The organism is Acinetobacter sp. CWB-B33, from assembly GCF_039655955.1.
Taxonomy (GTDB): Bacteria; Pseudomonadota; Gammaproteobacteria; order Pseudomonadales; family Moraxellaceae; genus Acinetobacter; species Acinetobacter bouvetii.
The window spans coordinates 1-26,213 of record NZ_JAGFEU010000007.1 but is presented as its reverse complement, the minus strand read 5'-3'; the positions used below and the strand labels follow the sequence as shown (position 1 = coordinate 26,213).

The 26,213-nt window shown below is 39.9% G+C and carries 35 protein-coding genes and 2 tRNA genes; 24 read left to right on the top strand and 13 right to left on the bottom strand.

The window, feature by feature from the left end; all coding sequences use genetic code 11:
• Positions 1-48: 48 nt before the first annotated feature.
• The 3 genes from JZ784_RS15755 to JZ784_RS15745 form a co-directional block, all read right to left on the bottom strand.
• The gene (locus JZ784_RS15755) at positions 49-1,077 is read right to left on the bottom strand and encodes an AraC family transcriptional regulator ligand-binding domain-containing protein (RefSeq protein WP_346315522.1); all 1,029 of its coding nucleotides are present in this window, start codon (positions 1,075-1,077) and stop codon (positions 49-51) included.
• A gap of 174 nt (positions 1,078-1,251) precedes the next feature.
• Positions 1,252-1,701: a MaoC family dehydratase gene (locus tag JZ784_RS15750; RefSeq protein ID WP_346315521.1), complete on the bottom strand. Its 450-nt coding sequence runs from the start codon at positions 1,699-1,701 to the stop codon at positions 1,252-1,254.
• A 1-nt stretch (position 1,702) separates the two neighbouring features.
• Complete coding sequence (locus tag JZ784_RS15745) at positions 1,703-3,559, bottom strand: ABC transporter ATP-binding protein (RefSeq protein WP_005009709.1); 1,857 nt, start codon at positions 3,557-3,559, stop codon at positions 1,703-1,705.
• 188 nt (positions 3,560-3,747) lie between these two features.
• Between JZ784_RS15745 and JZ784_RS15740 the strand changes: the two genes are divergently transcribed.
• Positions 3,748-4,890 (top strand): tyrosine-type recombinase/integrase, encoded by a 1,143-nt coding sequence (locus tag JZ784_RS15740; RefSeq protein ID WP_346315520.1) that lies wholly within the window; start codon positions 3,748-3,750, stop codon positions 4,888-4,890.
• On the opposite strand, the gene JZ784_RS15735 is transcribed toward JZ784_RS15740, so the two are convergent.
• From JZ784_RS15735 to JZ784_RS15695, 9 genes are read right to left on the bottom strand one after another with little or no spacing between them, the layout of a single operon-like run.
• On the bottom strand, positions 4,877-5,158 hold the full coding sequence (locus JZ784_RS15735) for a pyocin activator PrtN family protein (protein ID WP_346315519.1): 282 nt from the start codon (positions 5,156-5,158) through the stop codon (positions 4,877-4,879). The genes JZ784_RS15740 and JZ784_RS15735 overlap by 14 nt on opposite strands.
• The gene (locus tag JZ784_RS15730) at positions 5,158-5,361 is read right to left on the bottom strand and encodes a hypothetical protein (RefSeq protein WP_346315518.1); all 204 of its coding nucleotides are present in this window, start codon (positions 5,359-5,361) and stop codon (positions 5,158-5,160) included. The genes JZ784_RS15735 and JZ784_RS15730 overlap by 1 nt, the downstream gene beginning before the upstream one ends.
• 3 nt (positions 5,362-5,364) lie before the next feature.
• On the bottom strand, positions 5,365-5,541 hold the full coding sequence (locus JZ784_RS15725) for a hypothetical protein (RefSeq protein ID WP_346315517.1): 177 nt from the start codon (positions 5,539-5,541) through the stop codon (positions 5,365-5,367).
• Positions 5,538-6,062, bottom strand: coding sequence for a hypothetical protein (locus JZ784_RS15720; protein ID WP_346315516.1), 525 nt, complete (start codon positions 6,060-6,062; stop codon positions 5,538-5,540). The genes JZ784_RS15725 and JZ784_RS15720 overlap by 4 nt, the downstream gene beginning before the upstream one ends.
• Positions 5,993-6,250 (bottom strand): hypothetical protein, encoded by a 258-nt coding sequence (locus tag JZ784_RS15715; protein ID WP_346315515.1) that lies wholly within the window; start codon positions 6,248-6,250, stop codon positions 5,993-5,995. Before JZ784_RS15715 ends, JZ784_RS15720 begins: the two co-directional genes overlap by 70 nt.
• Positions 6,247-7,173 carry a hypothetical protein gene (locus JZ784_RS15710; protein ID WP_346315514.1) on the bottom strand — a complete coding sequence of 309 codons (927 nt, stop codon included), beginning with the start codon at positions 7,171-7,173 and terminating at the stop codon, positions 6,247-6,249. Before JZ784_RS15710 ends, JZ784_RS15715 begins: the two co-directional genes overlap by 4 nt.
• Positions 7,174-7,188: 15 nt before the next feature.
• Entirely contained in the window at positions 7,189-7,890 is a 702-nt protein-coding gene (locus tag JZ784_RS15705) for an ERF family protein (RefSeq protein WP_346315513.1), read from the bottom strand.
• A gap of 19 nt (positions 7,891-7,909) precedes the next feature.
• Complete coding sequence (locus JZ784_RS15700; protein WP_346315512.1) at positions 7,910-8,497, bottom strand: hypothetical protein; 588 nt, start codon at positions 8,495-8,497, stop codon at positions 7,910-7,912.
• On the bottom strand, positions 8,497-8,925 hold the full coding sequence (locus tag JZ784_RS15695; RefSeq protein ID WP_346315511.1) for a hypothetical protein: 429 nt from the start codon (positions 8,923-8,925) through the stop codon (positions 8,497-8,499). Before JZ784_RS15695 ends, JZ784_RS15700 begins: the two co-directional genes overlap by 1 nt.
• Positions 8,926-9,213: 288 nt before the next feature.
• Here JZ784_RS15695 and JZ784_RS15690 point away from each other — a divergent pair, with 288 nt between their 5' ends.
• The 3 genes from JZ784_RS15690 to JZ784_RS15680 are packed head-to-tail and all read left to right on the top strand — an operon-like array spanning position 9,214 to position 14,150.
• Positions 9,214-10,485, top strand: coding sequence for a DNA cytosine methyltransferase (locus JZ784_RS15690; protein WP_346315510.1), 1,272 nt, complete (start codon positions 9,214-9,216; stop codon positions 10,483-10,485).
• Complete coding sequence (locus JZ784_RS15685) at positions 10,478-12,622, top strand: ATP-binding protein (RefSeq protein WP_346315509.1); 2,145 nt, start codon at positions 10,478-10,480, stop codon at positions 12,620-12,622. Before JZ784_RS15690 ends, JZ784_RS15685 begins: the two co-directional genes overlap by 8 nt.
• A gap of 13 nt (positions 12,623-12,635) precedes the next feature.
• Positions 12,636-14,150, top strand: a complete 1,515-nt coding sequence (locus tag JZ784_RS15680; protein ID WP_346315508.1) for a hypothetical protein — start codon at positions 12,636-12,638, stop codon at positions 14,148-14,150.
• 32 nt (positions 14,151-14,182) lie between these two features.
• On the opposite strand, the gene JZ784_RS15675 is transcribed toward JZ784_RS15680, so the two are convergent.
• Positions 14,183-14,830: a S24 family peptidase gene (locus tag JZ784_RS15675; RefSeq protein WP_346315507.1), complete on the bottom strand. Its 648-nt coding sequence runs from the start codon at positions 14,828-14,830 to the stop codon at positions 14,183-14,185.
• A 100-nt stretch (positions 14,831-14,930) separates the two neighbouring features.
• On the opposite strand from JZ784_RS15675, the gene JZ784_RS15670 reads away from it, so the two are divergent.
• The 20 genes from JZ784_RS15670 to JZ784_RS15575 form a co-directional block, all read left to right on the top strand.
• Positions 14,931-15,134 carry a Cro/CI family transcriptional regulator gene (locus JZ784_RS15670; RefSeq protein WP_346315506.1) on the top strand — a complete coding sequence of 68 codons (204 nt, stop codon included), beginning with the start codon at positions 14,931-14,933 and terminating at the stop codon, positions 15,132-15,134.
• A gap of 21 nt (positions 15,135-15,155) precedes the next feature.
• Positions 15,156-15,602 (top strand): phage regulatory CII family protein, encoded by a 447-nt coding sequence (locus JZ784_RS15665; protein WP_346315505.1) that lies wholly within the window; start codon positions 15,156-15,158, stop codon positions 15,600-15,602.
• 57 nt (positions 15,603-15,659) lie between these two features.
• The gene (locus JZ784_RS15660) at positions 15,660-16,091 is read left to right on the top strand and encodes a hypothetical protein (RefSeq protein WP_346315504.1); all 432 of its coding nucleotides are present in this window, start codon (positions 15,660-15,662) and stop codon (positions 16,089-16,091) included.
• Positions 16,088-16,387 carry a hypothetical protein gene (locus tag JZ784_RS15655; protein WP_346315503.1) on the top strand — a complete coding sequence of 100 codons (300 nt, stop codon included), beginning with the start codon at positions 16,088-16,090 and terminating at the stop codon, positions 16,385-16,387. Before JZ784_RS15660 ends, JZ784_RS15655 begins: the two co-directional genes overlap by 4 nt.
• Positions 16,384-16,878, top strand: a complete 495-nt coding sequence (locus tag JZ784_RS15650) for a class I SAM-dependent methyltransferase (RefSeq protein ID WP_346315502.1) — start codon at positions 16,384-16,386, stop codon at positions 16,876-16,878. Before JZ784_RS15655 ends, JZ784_RS15650 begins: the two co-directional genes overlap by 4 nt.
• The gene (locus tag JZ784_RS15645; protein WP_346315501.1) at positions 16,875-17,801 is read left to right on the top strand and encodes a helix-turn-helix domain-containing protein; all 927 of its coding nucleotides are present in this window, start codon (positions 16,875-16,877) and stop codon (positions 17,799-17,801) included. Before JZ784_RS15650 ends, JZ784_RS15645 begins: the two co-directional genes overlap by 4 nt.
• Positions 17,798-19,246, top strand: coding sequence for a DNA cytosine methyltransferase (locus JZ784_RS15640; RefSeq protein ID WP_346315500.1), 1,449 nt, complete (start codon positions 17,798-17,800; stop codon positions 19,244-19,246). The genes JZ784_RS15645 and JZ784_RS15640 overlap by 4 nt, the downstream gene beginning before the upstream one ends.
• Positions 19,243-19,506 carry a hypothetical protein gene (locus tag JZ784_RS15635; protein WP_346315499.1) on the top strand — a complete coding sequence of 88 codons (264 nt, stop codon included), beginning with the start codon at positions 19,243-19,245 and terminating at the stop codon, positions 19,504-19,506. Before JZ784_RS15640 ends, JZ784_RS15635 begins: the two co-directional genes overlap by 4 nt.
• Entirely contained in the window at positions 19,503-19,904 is a 402-nt protein-coding gene (locus tag JZ784_RS15630) for an HNH endonuclease (protein ID WP_346315498.1), read from the top strand. The genes JZ784_RS15635 and JZ784_RS15630 overlap by 4 nt, the downstream gene beginning before the upstream one ends.
• Positions 19,897-20,301 carry a DUF1064 domain-containing protein gene (locus JZ784_RS15625; RefSeq protein WP_346315497.1) on the top strand — a complete coding sequence of 135 codons (405 nt, stop codon included), beginning with the start codon at positions 19,897-19,899 and terminating at the stop codon, positions 20,299-20,301. The genes JZ784_RS15630 and JZ784_RS15625 overlap by 8 nt, the downstream gene beginning before the upstream one ends.
• Before the next feature lie 9 nt (positions 20,302-20,310).
• On the top strand, positions 20,311-20,751 hold the full coding sequence (locus tag JZ784_RS15620) for a hypothetical protein (protein ID WP_346315496.1): 441 nt from the start codon (positions 20,311-20,313) through the stop codon (positions 20,749-20,751).
• 159 nt (positions 20,752-20,910) lie between these two features.
• Positions 20,911-21,150 carry a hypothetical protein gene (locus tag JZ784_RS15615; protein ID WP_346315495.1) on the top strand — a complete coding sequence of 80 codons (240 nt, stop codon included), beginning with the start codon at positions 20,911-20,913 and terminating at the stop codon, positions 21,148-21,150.
• A 274-nt stretch (positions 21,151-21,424) separates the two neighbouring features.
• Positions 21,425-21,501: transfer RNA gene (locus tag JZ784_RS15610), tRNA-Met, on the top strand.
• A 632-nt stretch (positions 21,502-22,133) separates the two neighbouring features.
• Positions 22,134-22,496: a hypothetical protein gene (locus tag JZ784_RS15605; RefSeq protein ID WP_346315494.1), complete on the top strand. Its 363-nt coding sequence runs from the start codon at positions 22,134-22,136 to the stop codon at positions 22,494-22,496.
• A 1,526-nt stretch (positions 22,497-24,022) separates the two neighbouring features.
• Positions 24,023-24,099 (top strand) — tRNA-Met (locus tag JZ784_RS15600).
• 527 nt (positions 24,100-24,626) lie between these two features.
• The gene (locus tag JZ784_RS15595; RefSeq protein WP_346315493.1) at positions 24,627-24,848 is read left to right on the top strand and encodes a transposase; all 222 of its coding nucleotides are present in this window, start codon (positions 24,627-24,629) and stop codon (positions 24,846-24,848) included.
• A 116-nt stretch (positions 24,849-24,964) separates the two neighbouring features.
• Positions 24,965-25,180 (top strand): cold-shock protein, encoded by a 216-nt coding sequence (locus JZ784_RS15590; protein ID WP_346315492.1) that lies wholly within the window; start codon positions 24,965-24,967, stop codon positions 25,178-25,180.
• A 3-nt stretch (positions 25,181-25,183) separates the two neighbouring features.
• A complete protein-coding gene (locus JZ784_RS15585; protein WP_346315491.1) occupies positions 25,184-25,396 on the top strand; it encodes a hypothetical protein in 213 nt (70 codons plus the stop codon).
• A 57-nt stretch (positions 25,397-25,453) separates the two neighbouring features.
• A complete protein-coding gene (locus JZ784_RS15580; RefSeq protein WP_346315490.1) occupies positions 25,454-25,930 on the top strand; it encodes a hypothetical protein in 477 nt (158 codons plus the stop codon).
• Positions 25,890-26,213, top strand: a 324-nt coding sequence (locus JZ784_RS15575) for a putative metallopeptidase (protein WP_346315489.1), incomplete at its 3' end; no start/stop codon positions are given. The genes JZ784_RS15580 and JZ784_RS15575, both read left to right, overlap by 41 nt.

The window sequence follows — 26,213 nt, the reverse complement described above, 5'->3', positions numbered from 1 at the left end:
TGATTTATACATGCTTTTCGCGAAAAACAAAAGAATTATCAGAATGAATTAAAGATAAGGGTCTTTACGCCAGTTGCTTGGGCTGCGCCCGCTCCAGCGTTTAAATGCGCGGCTGAAATTGGCTACATCACTGTAGCCTAACTCATCAGCAATTTGTTCAAGTGTAAAGTCTGTCCGCGACAGCAGGGAAGTGGCATGGCGGTAACGGACTTCATCCACCATCGTCGAAAAGGAAGTTCCCTCAGCGGCCAGCTGGCGTTTTAAAGTACGGTCAGACATATGCAGGCGTTCGGCTACCGCCTCAATACTTAAATAATGCTGCTCAGAGTTTGTTAACAGGTCACGTACCCGCATTGCCAAACGGTGGCGTTCGCCTAAAGCTGACAGCTCGGCTTCGCATTGGTTAATGGCGATTTGGCTGGCTATCGGGTCTGCATGCACAAGCTTATTGCCTAAATAATGCTTATCAAAACTTAGAATTAAATGAGGCTGTTCAAAGCGGAAATTATGGCGTGGAAATTTTGCCATAAAGCGCTCAAATCCTTCTGGTTTGGGAAAATCAAAGTCAATGTCGCCAGATCCGTAATCTGTGCCTGTAATGGCTTTGCCCATGCTGATAATGCCGAAAATTAAAGCAATGGAAATTTCAGTGCGCAACGGTTCTAAAGTGACGTCTGTCTGCAGCTGTACAGTGGCTTTGCTGTCAAAAGTCGAAAAAAACAGCTGCAGAAAAGGCATGCGCAGTTGAATAAAGCGGTTGGCTAGAATCAGCGCATCCGTAATGTCATGTGCTGTCATAATAGCATAGCCAATAAAGCCATGAATGGAAATACGCATTTGCGTACCCAAATGAAAGCCTAAAGTCGGTTCGCCGGTTAAACGCAGGGCATGCTGCATTAGTTCATTCGCAACAGCAGTCGGTATGCGGTAATTAGGATCAGCCAGCTGCTCACTGTTTAAACCGAAAGGTTCAAATAATGTATGGTCATTGTAGCCCCAGCGGGATACAACATCTAAAAGCAATAATCCATAAACACCAGGAATACCTTGGTCTTGACGTAGAGAAGGTGTTTTCATTTGCTATCCGTTGCAGTTTTTATCTTTTTCTATTTTTCCAAAGCTATATTGGCATGAAAAAATGCGAAGGACTATTAAAATTGTTGGACAATTTAACTGTCCAGCCTGCAGTGAATCCGCGGGGCTGGCTGTGCTATAAAATTGTTTGCAGGACATGCAGCCAATACTGTTGTTCTATCCCACAAGCGGTTCTTTTTTAAAGACAATAATCTTTGTGGTTGAAATAAAAAGAACATCGCCATGCTGATTGAGCGCCTGCGTCACATAAGTGACAATGGCACGGTCTGTTTTGCTTTTCGATGGCGCAATCGCTGTAATTTCAACTTCTACATGGAGCAAATCGCCAGGCCGCGTAGGGCGCGGCCATCTTAAGCTGGACTCTGAACCCACTAAGCCATTGGCAACGGGAAAACATTCTGTCCATAACCGCATAGTCACTGCGGCAGTATGCCATCCGCTGGCTGCTAGACCTTGGAAAATCGGGTGATCTTTTGCCTGATCTTCATCTAAGTGAAAGACTTGCGGATCATAAGCTTGGGCAAATTGCTTGATTTCCTCCAGCGTCATTTCATATTCACGGCTAATGAAGCGGTCGCCCACTTTTATATCTTCCAAATACAGCATGCTATTCCGTTCCTTTCTGTTCTTTGTTGCTTTCTTGCTCTATTAAAAAACCGCCTGTCTGCCGCTGCCATAAGTGCGCATAAATACCATTCATGGCTACCAGCTCTTCATGTGTGCCTTGCTCTGCAATTTTTCCTTGATCCAGAACAATTAAGCGGTCCATTTGCGCAATCGTTGACAGGCGGTGCGCAATGGCGATGACCGTTTTGCCGTGCATCAAGTCATTTAAACTGGATTGAATGGCTGCTTCTACTTCAGAATCCAAAGCGCTGGTTGCTTCATCTAAGATGAGGATTGGTGCATCTTTTAAGAACACGCGGGCAATGGCAATACGCTGCCGCTGTCCTCCGGACAGTTTTACGCCTCGCTCACCGACATAGGCGTCATAGCCGGTTTTGCCCCGCAAATCGACCAGCTGAGGAATGAACTCATCAGCTTTGGCTTTTTGCACCGCTTGATACATCTCTTGATCGGTCGCATCTGGACGGCCATATTTAATGTTTTCTTCTACAGTGCGGTGCAATAAGGACGTATCTTGTGTCACCAGAGCAATATTGCGCCTTAAGCTGTCTTGGGTAACATCTTCTATATTTTGACCGTCTATTAAAATACGGCCTTGGTCGATGGTGTAAAAACGCAATAAGAGCTGAATGAGGGTTGATTTGCCTGCGCCTGAACGGCCTACAATACCAATTTTCTCCCCAGGCTTGATGGTGATATTCAGCTGATCAAATACATTTTTAGTGCTGTAGGCAAAACTGACATTTTCAAATTTAATTTCACCTTTGCTAACTTGAAGTTCTTTGGCATCAGGCTTGTCCTGAATGCTGATTGGGCGGCCAAGGGTTTTCATGCCATCCTGAATTGTGCCGATATTTTCAAAGAGTGCAGAAGTCTGCCACATAATGAATTCAGCAATACTGCTCAATTTTAAAATCATGGCCGTAGCTGCCGCGATCACGCCGAGTTCAACTTGGCCCTGCATCCACAAATATACGGCCATGCCGATCACGCCGCCATACAGCACTATATTCAGAACACTGATGCTGATGGAGTAGCGTGCGCCAAAGCGCATTTGTTTAAACACCGTGGCCATAAACTGCTGCATTGAACTTTTTGCATACTGGCTTTCACGTCCAGCATGCGCAAATAGCTTTACGGTTTGAATATTGGTGTAGGCATCGGTGACGCGGCCAGTCATGACCGCCCGGGCATCTGCCTGTTCATTGGAAATGCTGCTGAGCTTTGGAATAAAGTAGGAGGCGGAACAAATGAAAAGTGCCAGCCAGAGCATCAGCGGAATAATCAGCATTGGAGAAATAGAGGCTAGAACAAAACTGACCGTAATAAAATAAATGAAGACGTAAGCCAGCATGTCTCCTAAAATAATCCAGAATTCACGCACGGCTAAGGCGGTTTGCATGACTTTGGCGGAAAGGCGGCCAGCAAAATCGTTATGAAAAAAGTCTAAGCTTTGCTGCAGCAGTAAATTATGAAAGCGCCAGCGCAGCCGCATTGGAAAACTGCTGTACAGCATTTGATGCTTTACAATAGTTTGCAAACTGGAAAAAAATACATTGGCCAATAAAATACAGGTTAGAACAGTCAGGTTTTGGCTATGATTTTGCAAAAATGTCTCTGGCTGGCTTTGGCTTAACCAATTTACAAGATCGCCAATTTTTGCATAAAGAAATGCTTCAAAACTTGCAGCCCCAGCTGTACAAAGCACAAGCAGCAATAAATAGCGTTTTACGCCGTTGGCCGCTTGCCAGACAAAGGGGAAGAATGTTTTCGGAAGAGGTTCATTCAAGCCTTTTTCAGGGTAAGGATCTACAAGCTTTTCAAACCATTTTAACATAGGTTTTACCTTTCTTCTCCAATGCGGCGCTATATAAGCGTCTCATAAAATTTCAATAATTTACAAAGTCTTAGTGTTCATTAAAATAGCATGTAAATACACGCAAACAGCAATAAACACATGCGAACAAACTTATATTTACACCCTGAGTTACGCCATAATAAAAAAAAGGTTTAAGGCGTAAATATATGGGCACTATTTCTAAAAGAACTCTATCTGACGGTACTTTGAGATATAGGGCTGAGATCCGTATTAACCGTAAAGAGTATCCAGTTTACAAGGAAAGTAAAACCTTTAGCACAAATAAACTTGCTGAAAAGTGGTTAAAGAAAAGAGAACTTGAGATAGAAGCTAATCCAAATGTTTTACATTCAAAAAAAGCCAACACTCCATTAACACTGTCTAATGCAATAGATCTCTATCTTGAGGAGGTTGGCGGGGTGTACACTAAATCCAAAGTAAATACGCTAAAATTAATAAAACGATTTCCGATTGGCAAAAAAAAGCTTTCTCACTTGTGTGCCACAGATTTATCGGATCATGTTGCTCTAAGAAATACATATTGCCCCAAAGTAAAAGTTGGGCCTATTTCGCCATCTACCATTTTGCAGGAGCTATTACAAATAAGAACGGTGATAACACATGCATCAATCATGTGGGATGCTGAAGTTAATATCCAAGTTTTTGACAAGACAACTGCGCAATTAAGAAAGACTCGAAAAATTTCTGCTAGTTTATCAAGAGATAGATTGCCAACTAATGATGAACTAAAACGTCTGATACTATTCTTTTATGATAAATGGACGTTAAAAAAATTTACACGATACCCAATGCATTTGATTTGTATGTTGGCAATTACATCGTGCCGTCGTCAAGCTGAAATTACACGCCTTGAGTTTAGGGATTTTGAAAAAGAATTTAATACATGGCAAGTTCGGGACATTAAAAATCCAAATGGTTCCAAGGGGAATCATAAGTCTTTTATCGTATCTGATGATTGCCAGAAAGTCATTGACCTGCTGATGCAGCCGGAAGTTAGAAAGCGGTTCAAGTCAAAAACAGAGGGGGTATATTTGGTGCCTTTAAGATCTCAAACTCTTGCTACTGAATTTCATCATGCCTGTAATGCGCTAGGTATTGAGAATTTAAGATTTCATGATTTACGCCATGAAGGATGTACGCAACTTGCTGAGAAGGGGTTAACGGTGCCGCAAATTCAGCAATACAGTTTGCATAGCTCTTGGCAGAGCTTGCAACGGTATGTCTCTCTCAAAAAGAGAAAAGCTCCGCTAACTATCGATGAAATGCTACATCTCATTAATGAAATGTAGCATGATCTTTTGCAGCCATCTCATACTGCTTATCTAGCGCCTCTGCAAGATCTCGAACGTGCACTAAAAATGGTGCACGTTTACTTTTATCGAGTTTAAAAACTGAGAATGGGAACTCTTGTCCATTTGCTCTTTTTAGCAGCTCTGCTTTTTTTAAATGAGGGTAATAATCCCTAGCCATTACTTCCAATGTTACAGTCATTGATCTGTATTTAATAAATAAGTAATCGACCGTACTTACCTGCAAGTCGTATCCTTTATTTTCCATCAAGACACCTTCTTCAGACTTTTCCGCACAGCCGCTGGCAACCCATCTGCCGCAGCCAATTTTTCATTTATAAGCTTGTATAACAATGTGACTAATTCAGCCGGCAATGTTGTTGTATGAAACATTCCTGATACATGGCGCGGTGCCAGGTCTTCACGGAATTCTTCTAAAAGTTCGATTTCTGCAGGGGAGAGTTCAGTCATTCTTTAATCCTCAATGCCTTCATATTCAGGAAACTCATCATAGAAAGCATCGTGCGGGGATTTTCCTTGGTTGTAGTCTTCGATCCACCCATCTTCATCCACATTGTCATGGCCAACATGCATATCAAAAAGTGCAGACAAGACATTAAACCATTCATCTTTAGACATAGAGTTTTTCATTGGCCTTGCTCCTGTGCTTCAATCACTTTCATCAACTTTTCATGCGCTTGACGAATGGGCCATCGATAGTTTTCTTCAATTCCAGGTATTTCACTATCTTTAACCTCAAATGGCAGCCCTTTATATTCTTCAACATAATCACAAACAAGCCGAACAACAAAAGGGCTCATCCACTCATCTGTAATGGTTTTCGGCACCAAAACAAATCCTTCCGGCACTTGGGCTTTGGTGGTGCGTTTTGCGCGTAACCACATCGCCCAACCAGTATTTAAAGACTCATAAGCAACCTTACGATCTTCCTCATCTGTGTTATTGACGCTTTCAGTTTTGATTTCATAATCACCGGTATTTTCATTGAAGTTGAAAAACGGTAGAAGATGAGAGTGAATTAATTCAGCTTCAAACAAAGGTTTTTCTTTAAGCCAAATAGCTTGTTTTTCTTTAATATCCATCACGCCACCTTCAACATAATTGCCTGAGCCTGAAGGCGCAGAACGAATTCCTTGCCATTCTTCAGCCATAATTTAAGGAACAGCTCAAAACGCTTTTGCGCTGCTTCATTCATATTCCCAAGCCGGTCTATTTTTAGTCCTGGCTTATTTGCTTTGGTGAAGATTGTTTCACCAAGGATTTTATTGATTACGCATTGATAATCATCATTTGCTACAAACATCGTGAAAGCAGGGATAAGCTGTTTAGGGCAAATCATTGAGCCACCTCACTGCCTTGATTCTCTAATTCAAAGCGGCGGCGTTTCACACAACCCATGAGCTTTGGCTGAATATCAGCATGTCTAGTAGATACTTCAATTTCCAAGCAATCCAATTCAGTCAAATCTTTAGCATTCTGAATTTGTACCATCAATGACGGTGGCTCTTTAACTTGAGCATTTTCAGGCGGATTTAGCTCATTTAAGCGCTTATGAATTGCATCAAGCAGGGGCTTGCGTTGCGCTTCACTCCACGGTTTTGTATAGCTGGTTAGGGTAGTCGCTTCCGTCGGTGTTTTGGCCATGGCCGCGCGGTTCAGTAAATCATTGAGCAAATTTTGATATTCAAGATCTTCGGCAGCCGCTGGTGGCTCAATACTGATTGACGGTTCAGCGACGGCTACTTCTGCCGGCTGAGTCTTTACTTCCGCATCAGGTGATATTGAATTTTGCTCATCTGTTGCGGTATCCGCTTTAACTTTACGGGTTCGAGTTTTACGGGTTTTTACTTCTGCAGTTTTAACGATTGGATGCGCGACCACGCGGCCAAATAGATCTGCAATTGCCTGCAGCTGCAGTTTGGCATTTTCTTCATCTGCCTGAACAAATCCATTGAGTAAGCTTTCATGGATTTCAGCATTTTTGGCATCGTATTTGGTGTGTACGATACATGTCGGCTGAACGATAAAAATATCTTGGCCATCGTTTAATTCAAAGGCATTTAATGGCTTGGTAAAACGGATGCCGGATACTTCCATCATTTCTAATTTTAGGCAAAACTCAAAACCTGCTTTACCAAAGATCGTCGCAGGGAATTGGTTCAGCTCATCAAAATCCAGCATGTCACCAACAGGCCGGCACATTACATGCTTGCCAGCCATCATTGCATTAAAAGCTTCGGTACCTGAAAGAATAGGGTTCATTGTTATATCCTCCAATTAACTATGCATACTGTTTGGCTGCGGGTTTTGATTCTGCTGTGGCGGTGCATCTGACCATCCCATTTGATCCGCACGGGCGCGGCAGGCCTGCCGAATCTGATTATTAAATTTAGTATTGCCAAAGGTATTGATAGCCTTATCCAAAGTTTCAGGCTTCTTGGCATTGCGAATAGACACCAAAGCATCCTGATAGCGCTGGTCTAATGGCTTCTGCTGAGGATTGTTTGCCTGCTGCTGCGCTGGCGGATTTTTGGGTGCAGATTGGCGTTGTTGTCCTTGATTTGATTGACCGCGGTTAGCCTGCTGATTCACTTGGTTGTGATATTCATCAGAATCATAGTCCTTGGTGTCGTCAATTAGGAACATGCCGTTTAGGGCATACTTGCGCGCGTAGGAGCTGGATGTGCCAAATGTCTGCGCAACGTCCATACCTTTCTTATCAATTTCTACACCTGCGTGCGCCGTAACAGTGGTTTCTTTGCCGTCTGCATCTGTAAAGACCACTTTTGCAGTAACCACAACTACTGGGCCAACTTGCTGCACTTCGTCTGTAATAACCAAAGTTGAATTGGTTGCCTGCAGCAAAGGCTTAACAGCTTCGAGAATGTCTTCGCAGCTGCGGTAGTGGTATTTACCAAAGGAGTTGTATTTACTCTTTGGCGCTTTTAATTCGAGCTGAATTTGCTGTAATGCGTTCATATTATTTCTCCCAGCTCAATTATTTAAAAGATGTGCCAAAGGCATCAGAGTTGTGTTTTGCAATCTTGTACTGCTCACATTCATGGCGTGAATTCCAGCGCTTGAAGCTATGGTGACGAGTCACACGGTCAAGCTTGCGCTGTGGGTTCAAGACACTTTTAACTGCAGTTTGGAATGGCAGTGAATTGACCAGATCTGCTGGAGCCGCTTTATGCATGCCGTTTTCAATTACAACCACGCAATATAACCAGGAGAAAACAGGGGCATTCTTTTCAAATACGTTGCGGTCGAAGCCTTTAGAAAAATCTGCAGAAACCTTAATGATGTATTCAGTACCATTCACATCCACCTTATAGCCATGGCTTAGGCGGCAGATGAAGCGGGCAGTGATCTTCTGAGCGCCGAGCACTTCATTTACATTGCGGCGGATCCAAGACTTTGCTGTCAGTGTGGCCTCGTCTACGCGGTTGAGTTCACCTGCAGTATTTAGGATGTAGATTTCACTATTCTTCACGCAGTAAACCGTGTTGCCCATACTGATGCGATGGAAGCCAGAAGCATCAAGGCCCAAGTCTTCGCGGAATGGTTTATCAAAAGTCTTGTTCATTAGGCAGCCTCCAGCAGTTTGTATTGGAGCATGTGGGCCACCAGCATTTGGTTGATGCTTAGATGGTCATTGAAGTCTGTAAAGTCGCGAATTGGATAGCCAGATGTATCCATGACTTTGTCTACAGATAGATTTGTGATTTCGGCATTGGTGAATTCGCTGCCGGGTACGCCGTATGAATCATCGATGCGTTCGAAGTCGAAGCTGACGTCTAGGGTAAAGCCGTCTAAGCGGACTACTGCAGTGCCTGAATTGGCAGTGTTGAATTGCATAGCGGCCACAGCGTTATACGCTGGGGTAATTTGATCATTGGACGATGGCATGCCGCGAAAGTCTGGCTGGTATGCGTATGCTAATGCGCCAATTGCGATGCTGGCTGTAAATATACTTACAGCAAAGCTATTGAATGGGGTGAAGGTTTTGTTCATACTTATCTCGCAGGTTTCTGTAAAAGCGCATTAGATTTCTCAGGTCAGTGCGCTTTTTTGTTGTCTGTGAGATAAAGGTAAGATAACTTACTTTTAGAGTCAAGTGTATTTAGTAATTAAAGTTACTTTTAATTGTTTTGTTTTATAGTAGGCAAAAGAAAACCCAGCCTAGGAGATTTAAAATAAGATCTTTACATGTAACTATATTTATGAAATTTGGAAATATTGCTTGAAACAATGGCCTTATCCTGGCACTCTTGCTTATGTTTTATTTGTTGTGTTTGTGGTATGAAGCCTCTACGTCCTACTTTTAATTTTTTAGACTTATTTGCTGGTGCTGGTGGTTTATCCGAAGGTTTTGTTCAAGCAGGTTTTGAATCTGTAGCTCATGTAGAGGCAGATGCTGCTGCATGTGCAACGCTTAAAACTAGGCAAGTATTTCATTGGTTGAAACAACAAAATAATATTCAGCCTTATGTCGATTATTTAAATGGTCAAATTTCTAGAAATGATTTTTGGAGTGTTGCACCTAAATCTATTTTGGACTCTGTGATTAATGAATTTATTGAGCCGAAAACTTTAGATTCTATTTTTGAAAAAGTTGATAAAAATTTAGATGGTAAAGAACTAGATTTAATTGTTGGTGGTCCACCATGCCAAGCATATTCACTTATAGGGCGCGCGCGCGGGAACATGAAGGATGACCCACGGAATCATTTGTATATTCAATACGCAGAGTTTTTAAAGCGCTATCAACCTAAGTATTTTGTATTTGAAAATGTATTAGGGCTATTGTCTGCTAGAGATCCTGATGGTGAGCTTTATTTTGATAAAATGAAGAAGCTGTTCAAAGAAATTGGTTATTCTATTGAATACAAAACTTTAAATGCAGTTGAGTTTGGAGTGCTTCAGAATCGGAAGCGTATTATTCTGATTGGAAAAAGAGGGCAGTATCATGAAAATTTCTATCCTGAGTTTATAAATGATATAGGGTATGCAACTGTTAAGGATGCGCTGACCGATCTTCCAAAAATTCAAGCTGGTGAAGGCTCTCACTTACCATGTGAAATATCAAAAAATCAGAGCAAATGGCTTAAATTAGCCAATATAAGTACTAAATTTCCTGTTACTTGGCATCAGTCTAGGCCAAATACAAAACAAGATTTAGAAATTTATAAGTCTGTGGTGCAAGTTTGGAATGAACATAAAAAAAGATTAAATTATAATGACTTGCCAGAAAGATTGAAAAGTCATAGAGTAACAACGTCATTTACAGATCGATTTAAAATCGTGGCGGCTGACTTACCAGCTTCGCATACTGTAGTTGCTCACATGTCAAAAGATGGACACCATTATATTCATCCTGATATTGAGCAAAACAGATCATTAACACCTAGAGAGGCAGCTAGACTGCAAACTTTTCCTGATGATTATTACTTTGAAAGTCAGAGTGGCAAACCAAGTCGTACAAGTGCCTATAAACAGATAGGAAATGCTGTTCCTGTATTATTAGCTAGAGTTATAGCAGAAGCGATAAAGGATAATTTGAAGAATGATTGATATTAAAAAATATGAATTTAAACCTCGAGCTCGTTTGCTAGCTCAGTTGGGTGATCAGCTTATAAAAAATGAGCATATTGCAGTAATTGAACTAATTAAGAATGCTTACGATGCAGATGCCACATTATGTGAAGTTATATTAGACGATTTTATGAATCCTCAAACTGGTACTATTATTATTTTAGATGATGGTAATGGTATGGATATCGATATTGTCGAAAATGCATGGCTTGAGCCTGGTAGTGACTCGAAAGTAAATTCTGATAACACTCCAAAATTTTCTCCAAAATATAAAAGGTTACCAATTGGAGAAAAAGGAATTGGGCGATTTGGTGTTCATAAACTAGGAGATGTTATTCAACTCATCACAAAAAAAGAAAATTGTAAAGAAGTTGAGGTTAATATTGATTGGAAAAATATTAACAATGTTAAATATTTAAAAGATGTACCTATTCAGGTTATAGAACACGATATTCCAACTGTATTTAATGAGTCAGAAAATCAAACCGGTACTAAAATTATTATTAAGGGACTTAAAAATAAATGGGATAGACGAATGGTTCGTGAACTTGCACGAACTGTAAATTCATTAAAATCTCCGTTTGTAGCAACAAGTCAAAAGTTTGAACCAACATTAACATTGAAGCAAAATAGTGATTGGTTATCAGATTTACAAAGTTGGGAAACAGTTAGAGAAAGAGCCTTATTTAAATTTAAAGTAGTTTTTGACGGTACAACAATACAAAAATTTTATTATGAGTTTATGCCTTGGTCTGAAATGTTGGATAAAATTTCTCCAAGAAAGATTGATATTACTTATCCTCTTATAAGTGAAAGCATAACCCTTTATGAGATCGAAAATAAAAATAGAAAACTAATTAATTTAGATGCTTATAAAATTGGAAAAGTTCAATTTGTCGGTTATATCTTTGATTTAGAAGCCGTTGTAATGAATTACGGCATCGCTGATAAAAAAGGTTTCAAAGATATTCTTAGAATGCATACTGGTGTAAAAGTTTTTAGAGATAGTTTGCGGGTATATGACTACGGTGAACCTGAAAATGATTGGTTGGGATTAGATCATCGTAGGTTTCAAACCCCTGCAAAGGCAGTAAGTAATAACCTTTTAGTTGCTGCGGTTCAGGTAGACAGAGATGCAAGTTTTGATTTGCAAGAAAAAACAAATAGAGAAGGCTTTGTTGAAAATGAGGCTTATTACGCCTTTAAAGGTGCAGTACTACATGTTCTAGATTTAATTGAAAAGCTAAGACAAGAGGATAAAATAAAACTTAGACTTGAGTTAGGTGCAAAAAAAGAAAATAAAACAGTTGATTATATTATTAATGAAACTAAAGAATATGTTGAGAAAAATGTAAAAGATACACCTGTTAAAAATGAAATTGTAAAGTATTTACAAAAGATTGATTCAGATTATAAGTCTGTTAAAGAAAATCTTTTACATGCTGCTGGTTCTGGGCTCAGCCTTTCAATTGTAGTTCATGAAGTTGAAAAAATCATTTATGAGGTTGAAAAACTACTTAAAGTTGAGAAAGCATCTGAAAGAGCTAGGCATTTAGTAGAGCATTTATCTTTAATGATTGAAGGCTATTCTGAGTTGTTAAAAAAATCAGCAAGAAAAGTTCAATCATTAAGCACAGTTGTAGATCAAGCTTTATTTAATACTGAATTTCGGCAGATGTCACACAATGTTGAAGTTATTAGTAAATATAAAGAGCGTAAAGATATTAAAATAAAGATTTCAAAGAATTTAATATTGGGTAGTTTGCAGAATGTTTTTGACAACTCATTTTATTGGTTAGGAAGAAAGTTTGATGAATTAAATGCACCTTTAGGCTCAAAGAAAATATATATTGATTTTCAAGAAAGTAAGCACAAATATCATCTTATTATTGCTGATAATGGTACTGGGTATCTTAGTTCAGATAAATCATTACTTATAGAGCCTTTTGTTTCATACAAACCTAATGACTCTGGTATGGGGTTAGGTTTGCACATTGCTAGTCAAGCTTTACTTGCAAATAATGGTATTTTAGAATTTCCAGATTTTAATGATTTTGATATTCCATTGGAATTTAATAATGGCGCAATTGTTGTGTTTAGTTTTAATAAAGTTTAAGGCATAGTAAATAATGATTTTACCAGAAAATGGACGTATTATTATCATTGATGATCAAATTGATCAGGCATTACCATTAATTAATTATTTATCTAAAAATGGTTTACCTTTTAAATATTTTAGTGGTAATCAAGAGGAACTCCCATTAAAGGGGGAAGGTTTCGATGATATAAGAATAATTTTTTTAGATTTAAATTTACTAGATAATAAAATACCTGATAAATCACATTTTTCTCAATTAAAAGGTGTACTAAATCGTATTGTTAATTCAGTTTGTCATCCATACTTACTTGTAGTGTGGACTAGACATGATGATAAAATTTCAGATTTAGAAAGCTATGTTTTTGATGAAACTGGTGGTATGGATAAAAAGAAACCGTTTCATATAATGAAAGCAGATAAAATCTCTTTCTTTGATTTGGATGGTACTAGAGTTGATACTGGAGATTATAATAATCTCAAAAAGTTTTTAGAGGATGAATTAAGTAATTTTTCTGAATTAGAGTGTTTATATAAATGGGAAAATCATATTCATAATATTACTAATCAAATTGCATCCGAGTTCTTCCCTCCGGAAGTTAATTACAAAGATTGGGCTATTAAGACTAGAGGGCTTTTAAATATTTTTGCAAAGGCAAGTATTGGGCGTCATTACTCAACTTCGGATGACACTACTAAAGTTAATGCTGCATTTGAAGTAATTAATCAGCTTTTTATGGATAAATTGGAAACAAGTTTTTACTCATTGACTCATAATTTAGATCTAACACAAGATGATAACGGTCTTGTTTTATCCAAGTTAGAAATTAACTCCAAATTATTGACAGGAACACCTATTAAAAAGGATGCAAGGTATCCTGGTACAGTTGTTCTTTGTGAAAATGATAGATTCAAAAAAATAATATTTGATAAGATAATTTTGCGTGATCCTAGTGAGAATTTTTTTCAGCATAATGAATTAATTGCTGATTTTGTTGACCTTGTAGATGAAAAAAGAACAGCTCTGATTGATGAGTATTATAAGAAAAATAAGATAAATATTAATGAGTTAAATGGTGATCAAATAAAGAGTGCGAAGCAAGATGCTGTAGCTAATCTAAAACAGATTAATCATAATGTTAATTTTAACGATTTAAATAAGCGTGTTCAGAAACAAACATGCCGACAAAAAAAAGATAGTTTATTTAGCGATGCTATTCTTATTGAAGTTTGCATTGACCCTTTATGTGACTATGTACAACAAAAAGCTTTTTTTCCAAAAATTGCGAAAGGATTAATTGTAAGAAGTGAAATGAAAGAGTTAATTGATGTAAATACCGAGGCTCTCTATATTTCACCAGATTTTATTTATGCAGATAAAGAAGTATTTTTAGTTTTAGATTATCGATATTTACAAACTCTAAATGAAAACAATTCGATTGAATATTCTAATTTAAATACACCTTTTCGCTTAAGATCTACTTTATTAGCGGATATCCAATCTAAGTTTTCTAGGCACGTGAATAGACAGGGGATTCTATTTTTATAATCAAATATAAGAGGGGTGTATTGGTGATTGCACTATACATCCCTATACAATCCAACAACTTTACCCACCAATTTACAACCATCTTCCAAAGCTATCGCTTTCTCAGACCATTCGGGGTTTAGCGGTTGCAAATACATATTGTCTGTTTCTACGATCAGCTTTTTAAACGTTGCTGCTTTGTCGCCTTCACAAGAAACAATGACAAGATCCCCAGTTTTTAAATCATTTACCTGAAAGTCAGGATTTACATAAATTTTGTCGCCAGGGCGGAAGTCAGGGAGCATGGATTCGCCTGAAACTTCTAAGCCATAGCCATGCTTGCCGCATTTAGGATTTGGCGGCAGCCATTCTTCAAACTGTGTACCCGCAGGCACAGCTTCGACAGTGGTCCATGTACCGGCTTGAACCCAAGAGATGACAGGTACAAGACGACCTGAAATAGGAAAAGGGGTGGATATATTCGCGTCTAAATCACCTGAAGACTTACCACTTAAGAGAAAGTCAGGTGTTACTGATAGGGCTTTGGATAACGCCATTAGGCTTTCGTGTTTAGGGAGATTATCGTCTTTCTCCCAATAAATTACAGAAGTTTTAGATACACCAATAGCATCAGCAAGCTGTTGCTGAGTCACCTTTTTCGTTTTTCTTAATGCTTTTAGGCGTGTACCAAGTGTTTCCATAATATTGGTCCATATTTGATGTAAGGAATCTTACCATTTGACTAGGTAAGTTTTATGCTGTTTAATAAGGTAAGAAAAGTTACCTTTGTGGGTGAAATTAATGACAAAACAAGAAGCTCTAAAGCTTTTGAATTGTAGTGTCGCAGACTTGGCTTTGAAGTTAGAAATTAGTTCTCAGGCTGTTAGCCAATGGCCAGAAAAGAAAATTCCATTGATGCGCGAATATCAAATTCGTGATTTGGCAAAAGGCAAAGTCCCTATAAAGCGTTCTACCCAAAATAGTAATAAACCCGCCATCCAATAAACACGTTCAAAAGGAACTGCCATGAACATATTGGATGCCGCTTATCACACCGTCCGCCAATTTAAAGGCGGGGCAGCCGCACTCGCTGTCCGAATGGGCATGCGCAGCGTTGCAGTGCTCAACAGCAAAGTGAACCAAAACACAGAGACACATCACCTCACGCTGATGGAAGCCTCAACCATTATGGCCATTACAGGGGATTACCGAATACTGCAGGCCTTATGCGCCGAGCACGGGAAAGTGGCCATCAATCTGCCGAATATCCCTGAATGCAGAGATACCGCGCTGACGGATTTGGTTTTGAGTGTAGGCATGGGCGGTGGGGATATATACGCGCTGTTCAAAGAAATGATGGCGGACGGACGGATCACCCGCGGCGAGGCCATAGATATGTCCAAGGTCATCCATGCCATGCATGAAGTCTTGGCAGAGCTCGAGGCGCAAATAAACAAATGCGTAGAGCAATAAAAAAGCCCGACCGGGCAGATCAGGCTTTATGGATTCATCAAAATTTGGAGAAATTGAATGAACAAAACAAAAGTAGCACAGCGCAATTTAGGCAACAACCAACTTGGTAAGACAAACAACAAATCGCAACATGACTTAACACGGAATATTGAAAGCCGTGAATTTGAACTCGGCCTAGCCACAGACGATGCATATGTGAAAACTGCAGATGATTTCTTGGCTGGTGATGTAGTCGTGTTTATCGATAACTCTAAAACAGACCGCTTAATGACTGTGCATAAAGTGCAGGGGAATAGTGTGCTGCTGGATGGCAATAGAAACTTTGCATTAACCCACCTCATTCGTTCTGCCACAACTGCAGAGCTTAAAGCTAAACAACGGCTGCCGGCGCCAGCAGCGCTATTTGTCTCTGCCAGCCATGAAACCGTTAATCAAGATGAATCCATCTATCTGCACCGTGCCTTAGGCGCACAAGGCTGGGTCACATGAGCCATGCATTTCAAAAGATATTAGATCAAAAGCAGCTTCATAGCATTCAGTCGTGGCATGAGCCCGCGCTGCATCTGCTGAATGAGTTAATGGAAGCAGCTAAACGCAACTTACGAAAGCGAAACTACAGCGAAGCGAATGCAGCTATACAGCGCGATATTTACCGCGAACAGCTGCAGTGCAGATACCGCATACCCATGTACACCGTTCTTGAAATTGAAAAGAGCATGGGCCGCGCGGGTGTTATTGAATTTATAGGCGGAAGCTTTGTGAAGCCAGCGGTAAAGAAATTATGAATACAGATCCAAAGAAAAATGCGCTGATTTTAGATCCGTGTTGCGGAAGCAGAATGTTTTGGTTTGATCGCACTCATGCCAATGTCATTTTTGGTGATATTCGTGTTTTAGAACAGCAGCTTTGTGATGGCCGTGAATTGAACATAAAACCAGACAAGCAGATGGACTTTAGGGCTTTGCCATTTCATGACAACAGCTTCAAGTTAGTTGTATTTGATCCTCCACACCTAACAAAGGCAGGGTCAAGCAGTTGGTTGGCAGCAAAGTACGGCAAGTTAAATGAAAGCTGGCAAGAAGACTTGCAGCAAGGTTTCACAGAGTGTTTTCGTGTGCTTGAAGAGTTTGGTGTGTTGATATTCAAGTGGAATGAAACTCAAATCAAAGTCTCAGAAATATTGAAGCTCACACCTAATAAACCCTTGTTTGGCCATATCAGTGGCAAGCGTGCAAATACGCATTGGATTTGCTTTATGAAAGGAGTAGGTCAATGAGCTTAGATGCAACGATTTGGGCTTGGAAGGCTGACGTAGACAGCTCAACCCAACGCCTCATTTTGCTATCGCTTGCAGACAGGGCCGGCGAAGATCATAAATGCTATCCCAGCATTATGCGTATGGTAAAAGATACGAAAATGAACCGTAAAACGATCATCAAAGTGCTTGATGATCTAGAGCGGAAATCGCTCATAAAATTTACTGGCAGCATTGTCGGAAATGGCGTGAAAGTCTATCAATTGATAGGCGTGATGGGTCGCGAAGATGAGCCAACCAGTACCAAAAAAGGAACTAGTGGTAAAAACGGAACTGGTTCCAATTTAGGTACAGGTTCCAATATTGGTACTAGTACCGAAAACGGTACAGGAACCAGTACCAATATTGGGACCGAGACCAGTACCGAAATTGGGACACAGAATCTCCCAAGGAATCTCCCAATAGAATCTAAAAATAAAAAAGACTGGCTTTGCTTTAAAAAACTTCGTGAAGAAATTTATCTGGCAGATCCCGATTTGGATTTTGAATATCTCATGACGGCAAGTTGGGGAGATCGGGAAAAACGCGCATTTGAAATTTACAACGCAGACAAGAATCTTTGTGATGCACTGATGAACTTCCATTTTGCAGATTGGCTGATTCACGCATACCGAACCAAGTATTCAAAACCTGCAGCTGGCCATCAAGCCAAAGCTGGAGATTCAAAACCGCAGCACCTCACTGAAAAACAGATTGCTGCCTTCGCACAGAAACTTGCCCATCATAGTGAATTCGCCAGCAAGTTCAGTGAACCTGGTGACAGCTATGAAAAACTGGCTGCCAAGATTGCCGTCAAGCTTGAAGATCCAGCACAAGCCAAAAAATGGGAGAAATACCTCAAGCAGGTGGGCTTCACTGGAACGATCGCAGGGGAAGCAGCATGAATATGTCATTTCTACCACACGAATTAATCGTTGATAACTTTGCCGGAGGCGGAGGCACCAGCACGGGTCTTGAGCAGGCATTTGGGCGCCCGGTTGATATCGCAATCAATCACGATCCTAAGGCACTCGCAATGCATCGTATAAATCACCCCGACACGAAGCATTACTGTGAAAGCGTATGGGATATTGATCCGGTTGAAGTGACAGGTAATCAGCCTGTCGGTCTGGTTTGGCTGTCGCCGGACTGCAAACATTTCTCAAAAGCGAAAGGCGGCAAGCCAGTAGAAAAGAAAATACGTGGCCTTGCTTGGATTGCATTGCGCTGGGCTGCTAAAGCGCGACCGCGAGTCATCATGCTGGAAAATGTTGAGGAATTTAAAACTTGGGGCCATGTTGGTGAAGATGGAAAGCCATGTCCAAAACACCGAGGGGAAACCTTTCAAAGTTTTGTGAAGGCGCTGAAACGCCAAGGCTATGAAATTGAATGGCGTGAGTTGCGCGCGTGTGACTATGGTTCACCAACGATTCGCAAACGTTTCTTCTTAATTGCCCGCCGTGACGGAATTAAGATCCAATGGCCAGCAGTTACGCATGGCAATCCAGAAAGCATCCAGGTGCAAAAGGGCCATTTGAAACCATGGCGCACGGCCGCTGAATGCATTGACTGGTCAATTGAGTGTCCGAGCATTTTCAACCGCCGCCGTCCGCTGGCTGAGGCAACGATGAATCGTATTGCCAAAGGGGTTGAAAAGTTTGTCTTGAATTCTGGCAATCCATTCATTGTGAAGGCAAATCACACTGCATCTTATTACCGCTACTTCAGAGGCCAATCCTTGATGAGTCCTTTGCAGACTATTACAAGCGCACCAGGCTTTGCGATTGTGGCGCCGGTCTTAACTGAATGTGCCAATGCTTCAAACCCTCGTTCAATGCCAATCAATGAGCCGCTGCGGACGATCTGTGCGCAAGTCAAAGGCGGTCATCATGCTTTGATGGTCAGTCATTTGTCAAAAATGCGAAATAATTGCATCGGGCAGGCAGCTGATGAGCCGTTGCATACCATTACCAGCGGCGGCGGCCATTTTGCTGAAGTGGGGGCTTTCTTAACTGCATTTTATGGCAATGAAAAAGATGGAAATTCAGTACAAGAGCCTTTGCGAACTATTCCAACCCGTGACCGCTTCGGCCTGGTAACGATCAATCAGCAGCAGTATCAAATCACGGATATTGGCTTCCGCATGCTGCAGCCGGCTGAACTCTTCAAAGCGCAGGGCTTCCCAGCTTCATACATTTTTGATCGTGGAATTGATGCGTGTGGGGTGGAGATCCGGCTCACAAAGACTGAGCAGACACGTATGGTTGGCAACTCAGTTTGCCCGCAGTTGTCACGCGCATTGGTTGAAGCCAATTTCAAACATGAGCTTGCGTATCGAGGTGCCGCATGAACGAGCGCCAAGCCAATTACGCCAAGGCTGCAGTGCTAAACCGCGGTATAGACACACTGCTGGCAATTAAGCATATGCCAGTAGCCACAACAACAGAGATTCAGCAGCAGGTAATGCCGGATTTATCGCGCCGCGCGGTGCAACGGTATCTAAAAACGCTTGCTGATATTGGGTTGATTTACATCGTCGGCAGCGGTGATCGTGAATATCGCTATTACTTGAGCGGGAAAGCAAAGCAATTATTTGGGGTGACAGCATGAATCTAAATAAAAAACAGCGTGCGGAACTCAAAATGAAATTCGGTGGCCATTGTGCTTACTGTGGCTGTGAGTTGGGAGATAAGTGGCATGCGGATCATATTGAGGCAGTGGATAGGGTTTTGGCGTGGTGCCCAAAGCGCGGCGTTAAATCTACTGGTGAAATGCATAACCGACATCTAGATACTATTGAGAACCTTAATCCCTCATGTGTTCCTTGCAACATCAATAAGCATTCAATGAGTCTTGAATCGTGGCGTAAGTCTATTGAGCACTATCGCGATGTTCAGTTGCTTCGTGATAGCACACATGCGCGTCATTTACATCGTTTTGGCTTAATTGAGATTAAGTCTGATCCAGTGGTGTTCTTCTTTGAAACTTGGCGAGGTGACAGTGACTAACATCTCACTCGCTGAATATCACTCTCAATATGCACCCAAGGCTAAAGCTAAATCAGGGCGCAGCAAATACAACGCACAGCGTATTGAAAAGGATGGAATGAAGTTTGATAGCGTCAAGGAGTACAAGCGCTATATCGAGCTTACAGCGTTAATGCAGCGGGGTGAAATTTCAGAGTTACGGTGTCAGGTCAAATTTGAGCTGGCGCCGAAAGTAAAGATTCAAGGTGAGAAGCGAGCTAAACCCGCGCTGCGGTACTTTGCAGATTTCACATACATCGAAAATGGGGCCTTTGTGGTTGAGGATGTGAAGTCGGCGATAACGCGGAAGTTGGCGAGTTATCGCAATAAGAAACACTTGATGAAAACAGTACACGACATCGATATTAAAGAAGTATGAGGGCAGGGTATGAATGCAGCGGCAAAAATTGAAGTGATGGATTGGTCAAAATTAACGGCTGAAGACTGGTTTAAGCAGTACGGGGCATACATTCAAACCTGTCGCATGAAATCAGGTAATGCGCCTGATACATTGGGTGTAAACCAAATCTATTGGCTAATTTGCGAGAATAATAAAGGGGTGGCGCCTCGCAAGAATCAGTTAACGTGCCAAATAACCGACTATGAAGCAGATGAGGTGCATAAGCTGATTATCAATCTAAAGTTTTCAAAACGCATATGTGATTCTGCGAAAGTAGCGGTCAATCTTTTCATTGAGAAGAATATCCGTGGGATGTCACTTAGACAAATGGAAAACGAATTCAAGCTTGGGAAGACTTCGATCGATAATATGATTTTTGCAGGCAAGTATTTTTTAAATGGGCACGATAAACGATTAAGAATCAATTGACTGTCCGGACAGCATATGGCATATTTCTGTTATAGTGACCGAAGTGTATATAAAGCGCTAAAGTAAATTGAAAGCTCGCCAAATGGTGGGCTTTTTTTGACATTGTTTGTTCATAAAAATAAGCGATAATGACTTTTTTGTTTTTGAGCTTTAACTGAAATGGCAATTTTAACTCTCAGTAAATTAGATGATACGCTCAGTGAATTAGCAGTTAAAGGCAAAAAACCTGAAAAGATTTTGTTGGGTTATAAAGCATATAGCGAGCTAATGGATAATCGTGGATTTTTTGAGGAAGTCGCGGGTTCAGCTATGGATCCAAACAAACGAAAATATAAAAATATTAAAATTAAGGTTACCCAAGACGAATACCAGTTTGAAGTGAAGTGTTCAAAAGAGTAGATTTAGATATCAAGGAAATCTCGCTAAATGGTGGGCTTTTTTTAGGATTCAAAGTTTATATACCCGCAGCCCTAATCTAGCGGGTATTTTTTTACCAAAAGTTACATGAATATTTGAATAAAGCATACTAGAATGCTTGGTATTAAGTATTAACTTCTCCACGAATGCTAATACAATTTTTATCCTGCAGCTTCCCCCCAGAGGTTGCAGGCTTTTTTATGCCAGCTGTTTTAATCCTAGCGGTTTGAAAATGAATCCAGCTGGCACCATACATACGCCATTGGCTCAGTTGGATAGAGCGATCCCCTCATAAGGGGTAGGTCACAAGTTTAATTCTTGTATGGCGCGCCAGATATAACAACGGAAGCCCGGTCATTTGATCGGGCTTTTAAATGTGAAATTAATTTACCGTTTGGTATATTTAATAATTGTATTATGTTGAAAATCAGTTACTATTATCGTATAAACAGATTCACCATGGCATGTAGTGCATTTAGTTTATAGCCTGTTTCTTTCTCCAAGAGGGCAGGCTTTTTTATTGCCTGATTTTTAAATAGTTCGAATTCGATCCTTTTTAAATGGTGTAATCCCACCAAATCACAACCATATCGTTGAGGGCAACAATATGCTTCAGTTTTTTAAATGCTTATTCGGCTTTCATGGCGTGACTGAAATTCAACATTGTAAGGATGGGGATATAGGGTTTTGCCGAGATTGCCTTAAGGTTAAAGAAATAAATTAACTTGCCGAACGTATTACGGCATATAAAACCCCGTCGCACTCTAGTTGTTGGCGGGGTTTTTCTTTTCGAGCGGGTTTGACTCGGAGTGAGATGCTGGCGATTGACGGTTTCATGATAAAGCTCAAGGTAAGGTTTTTTGATTTTATAGTAAAAATATGTTACTGATTTATTTGTAAAAACTATTGAATTATTGTGATTAAGCCCAAAGTAGTGATTTAATAACTATTATTAGGAAGCTTGAATGCCCTTAATTACAGTAGAGAATGGAAAATATCTGAATCCAGTTGCAACTAAATTGATTTTAACCGGTGAGCAAAGTGTTGTAATTAATCTTGAGAGAGAGGAGGTCTTCTCTGTTAAGCGGGCATTTTGTGTAGTGAAGCTTGCTGAGTACTACCTGAAAAATAAAGAAAAATATGGTGAGCCTAGTGATTACTTAAACTATTTATCCGGTAATTTTAATCTAATAAATATAGGTACCTTAAATGGAGTTATTTTGGGGACAGAGTTAAATGCAAGGTTCATTGGTAAGCTAAAAAAGCATATTCAAATTCTAAATTTAGTTGAATGGCACAGAAAGTACGGAAAATTAAAAGATCTATAAAACCACCTTTGGGTGGTTTATTAATGGGCGCAAAAATTATAAGATGTATCTAATATACATATTTAAAGAGAATATATATAATGCAGGTTGCTAAATAGCATCCTAAATCAGCGCAAATGATAAAGGTGGAGCCTCATAGGGAACTATGGGGCTTTTTTAATATCTGGAGAAAAGTCATGCCCAGTTCCAAAAGTTTGCTGATTAGCTAAAGACTGTTTAAGCAAACGCGTTTAGACCCCGCGAAAGAGGGTACAACCCATGCAGTTCATTGAGCATGAAAAGGATATGCAGGAAAGTGACAATCAGAATTGGGAGTGATGCCCCGACCAAAAGTTGATAATGAAACCGAAAATTGATGAGTACCGTGCCTATTAGGTGGCAATCAAAGTAGGGAGTAGCCATGGACCGCAGCATAGGACTGCTGTGGTAGCTATGCCGGCTGTTTCATCCTAATTGGTTTAAAAAAGTATATCGTTCGGATGTTTCTTTATCTCCAAAATGATTAAAACTAGGGCAAAAAGAGAAATGATCCCAATTATTAAGAATGGTATATTTTTTAAGTAGATCTCAATCAATAAGCTAAAAATCATCATCCAGAAAGTAAGTAGAAATAATGCTATAAGCATGTAGATATTCTTCATGGTTCCTCTCCGTCATGGTTTGTCCCCATACTTAATATAGTGTGGTGATGAGTTTTATATGAAGAGGATTTAAAACTTTCCGCCGAACGTATTACGGCACATAAAAGCCCTCTACATCATCTAGAATGCGGGGAGTTTTAATCATGCAAAAATTAGAAATTTATCACTAGCTCTTGATGGAAGTAGTGCATGTGATTTAATATATTTAAGATTCAAAAATATATTAATAAACGACTTATAACTTAATGAAATATTTATATAAAAAAGTATTCTTTGTGGGGGTGTCATAGTTTTTTGTTTAATCTCAACTTATGAATATATGTCTGCTAGAGTCCACACTAATCGAATTGAGAGTGTACTTTTTTATGATAAAAGTGTGGAATCGGAATATGGAAAAATTCGAGCATATAAAATAATAAAATGGTCGCGAACCTTTGATGATTTTGGTGCAAATTGGTTGCACTATCAGCTTTATTTATATGGCAATAAAAAAAATGGCTATGTATGGTTGGTAATGGAAAAAAGCCTGATCAATTAAAATTTACCTATAAGATTGAGTGATTTTTCAGTCAAGTTAACTTGGGTTGAATATTCAATGAGCGCAATACGTGGACGAGAAACAGTATTAACTCACTACCTGTAAAAAACCATTATAAGAGAACCCTGTACTAAGCCATTGCCTAAGGCTAAAGAGGTATATTTAGATGTGAAGAGAGTTTCGAGCAATCTCTCGCGCACTTTAGGACCAAATACGAAAAAATATTCAGTTTAAATCCACTAAGCATCGGGAATATCGAAAAATAATGCCGCAGCGGCACTAAGTCTTTATATTTAAAATAAAGTTTGCTATGTAACTATTTAAAGCGTATAAAGCTAACTCGTTGATGCGGGATGGAGCAGTCTGGTAGCTCGTCGGGCTCATAACCCGAAGGTCGTTGGTTCAAATCCAGCTCCCGCTACCAACGAAAAAGATTCAAAGTTTATAACCTAGATTGCTTAATGCTTTCTAGGTTTTTTTTATAGCGGTTTAATTTATTCATAGCAGCATATTTGGAATTCATTTAGGTGTTGGTTATTACTGGGTTTTTCTTAATCTAAAAATTAAAGTTAGATATAAATAGGTTAAAAGGCTAGGGTCTGTTATAGTGGGCTCGATCGAATCCGTAAGCGGAACGGTAGTGTTTGAGTTGTTATAGGAATTGCGTATTCCCTTCAAAATCTCAGGTGTTCACACCGAATTCAAACAGTTAACGCATAGCATGAATTCGCATCATGCCGATCAAGGGAAGCCCACAGCTATTAGTGGGTTTTCCTTAAGTATTTTTCCAAGATACTAATTTAATTTTATATCTTTTTTCAAAATCTCCAAGCTACTGTAAATACTATAAGTTTAAATATCTTCTTAAGTGAACTATCTCCAACCTTGCAATTGGTTTTATCTTTTAAAGACTGTTTCTGTTTACAAAAGCTCAATATATGAGTGATTAAAATGAACATTAAAAATGGCTGGACTACAGCCGCAGCGATCAATGGTGATGTCATACGAGTTAACATCATCCCGTTAAATAAAGTTCAAAGCACAATGAGTGGCCTCACTTTGGTTGAAGTTGCAAAACAAGTTGAACTTGAGTCAGGCAAAAAAATTGAACTGAATTTAGATGGTAAATCTTTTTATACTGAATTGAATAAACTTTATAAATTGTATTCTTAATTCTTTAACACTATTCAATCCATCACAGAGTAAGAGTTTTTAATTTATCTTTTATTTTCTTAAGCTCAGAGTATTTCAAATTTTGCTCTATCACAAAAATTTATAAGGAAAAGTATATGTCTAATTTAACTACTGGCACTGTTAAGTGGTTCAATGATGCAAAAGGTTTTGGTTTTATTGCGGCAGATAATGGTAGTGACGTTTTTGCTCATTTTTCTCAAATTATGTCAAATGGCTTTAAAACATTAGCTGAAGGTCAGCGAGTGCAATTTTCAGTATCTAAAGGGCAGCGTGGATTTCAAGCAAGTGAAATTGTCGCGATTGATAATTAATCTATGAATATTCCATTAGAAAAAGTTCTAGTAGATGTGGTTGATCAACATGGCGCTGTATATACAGTCGAAGCAATGTGCGACAGATCAAATGATGAGCCTAATAGTTTTGGTGATTGCATCAGGTATATACAAATAGCTGATGAAATAATTAAGCCTAGCTTTGATTTACATTTTCATAGTAATGAAACTGGGAAAATTTTTAAGTTACCTTGATTTCTATTATGTAATTCAAAAAACCTCCTTCGGGAGGTTTTTTAATGGGCCCAATATATGAACGCATATGACTATTTTTGGAAAACTAAGAAACGCCCACCTAAAACGAAACCACGTTCTAAACCTTTACCTAAGGCCAAAGAAAAATATCTAGAGGCTGAGGAATATTTCGAACAAGCGCTCAATGTCCTGAATATCAAATACGAAAAGAAATTCCAGTTTAAATCTACAAAGCATTGGCGTTTTGATTTTCATCTTATTGAACATCGAATTTTAGTTGAGATTTCAGGCGGGCCTTGGTCTGGTGGGCGTGCTGGGAAACTGGCAAATAAGGCTTGGAGCTTGGATCGTTACGATGACGCTGCTGAAATGGGCTTTACCGTAGTGCGATTGGAATCTGCGGAACGTTACAGGATTGAAGAATCAGGCCCATTGCAGATTGATTCTTATCGAGCATCCCAATGGCTGAAAGATTTAAAAAGGCAGATATTCAATGGCACAGATCAGACCATTTCCTCCGGCAGACTTAATTGACCGCGCTGAAGAACAAGAAGCAATTCTGCTTGCGCCCGCCGTGGACTTGAAAGACTGGGTGATTAAGAACTGGCTGACCATTGGTGGGGAACTTCATAACCCGGATCACAACCATATTGCTGAGCTGCTTCATGATGACGAGAACTTTTTGGCATTTGCGTGGGCTTCATCGGCAGCTATGGCTAAAAAACGGATGGTCTTGGGCCAGTGTGAAAAAGTGATGTTTAACCAAGGTGGGTGGAAAAAGGCGCGGCAAGAGCAGCAGATGCGCGACTGGTTCGGC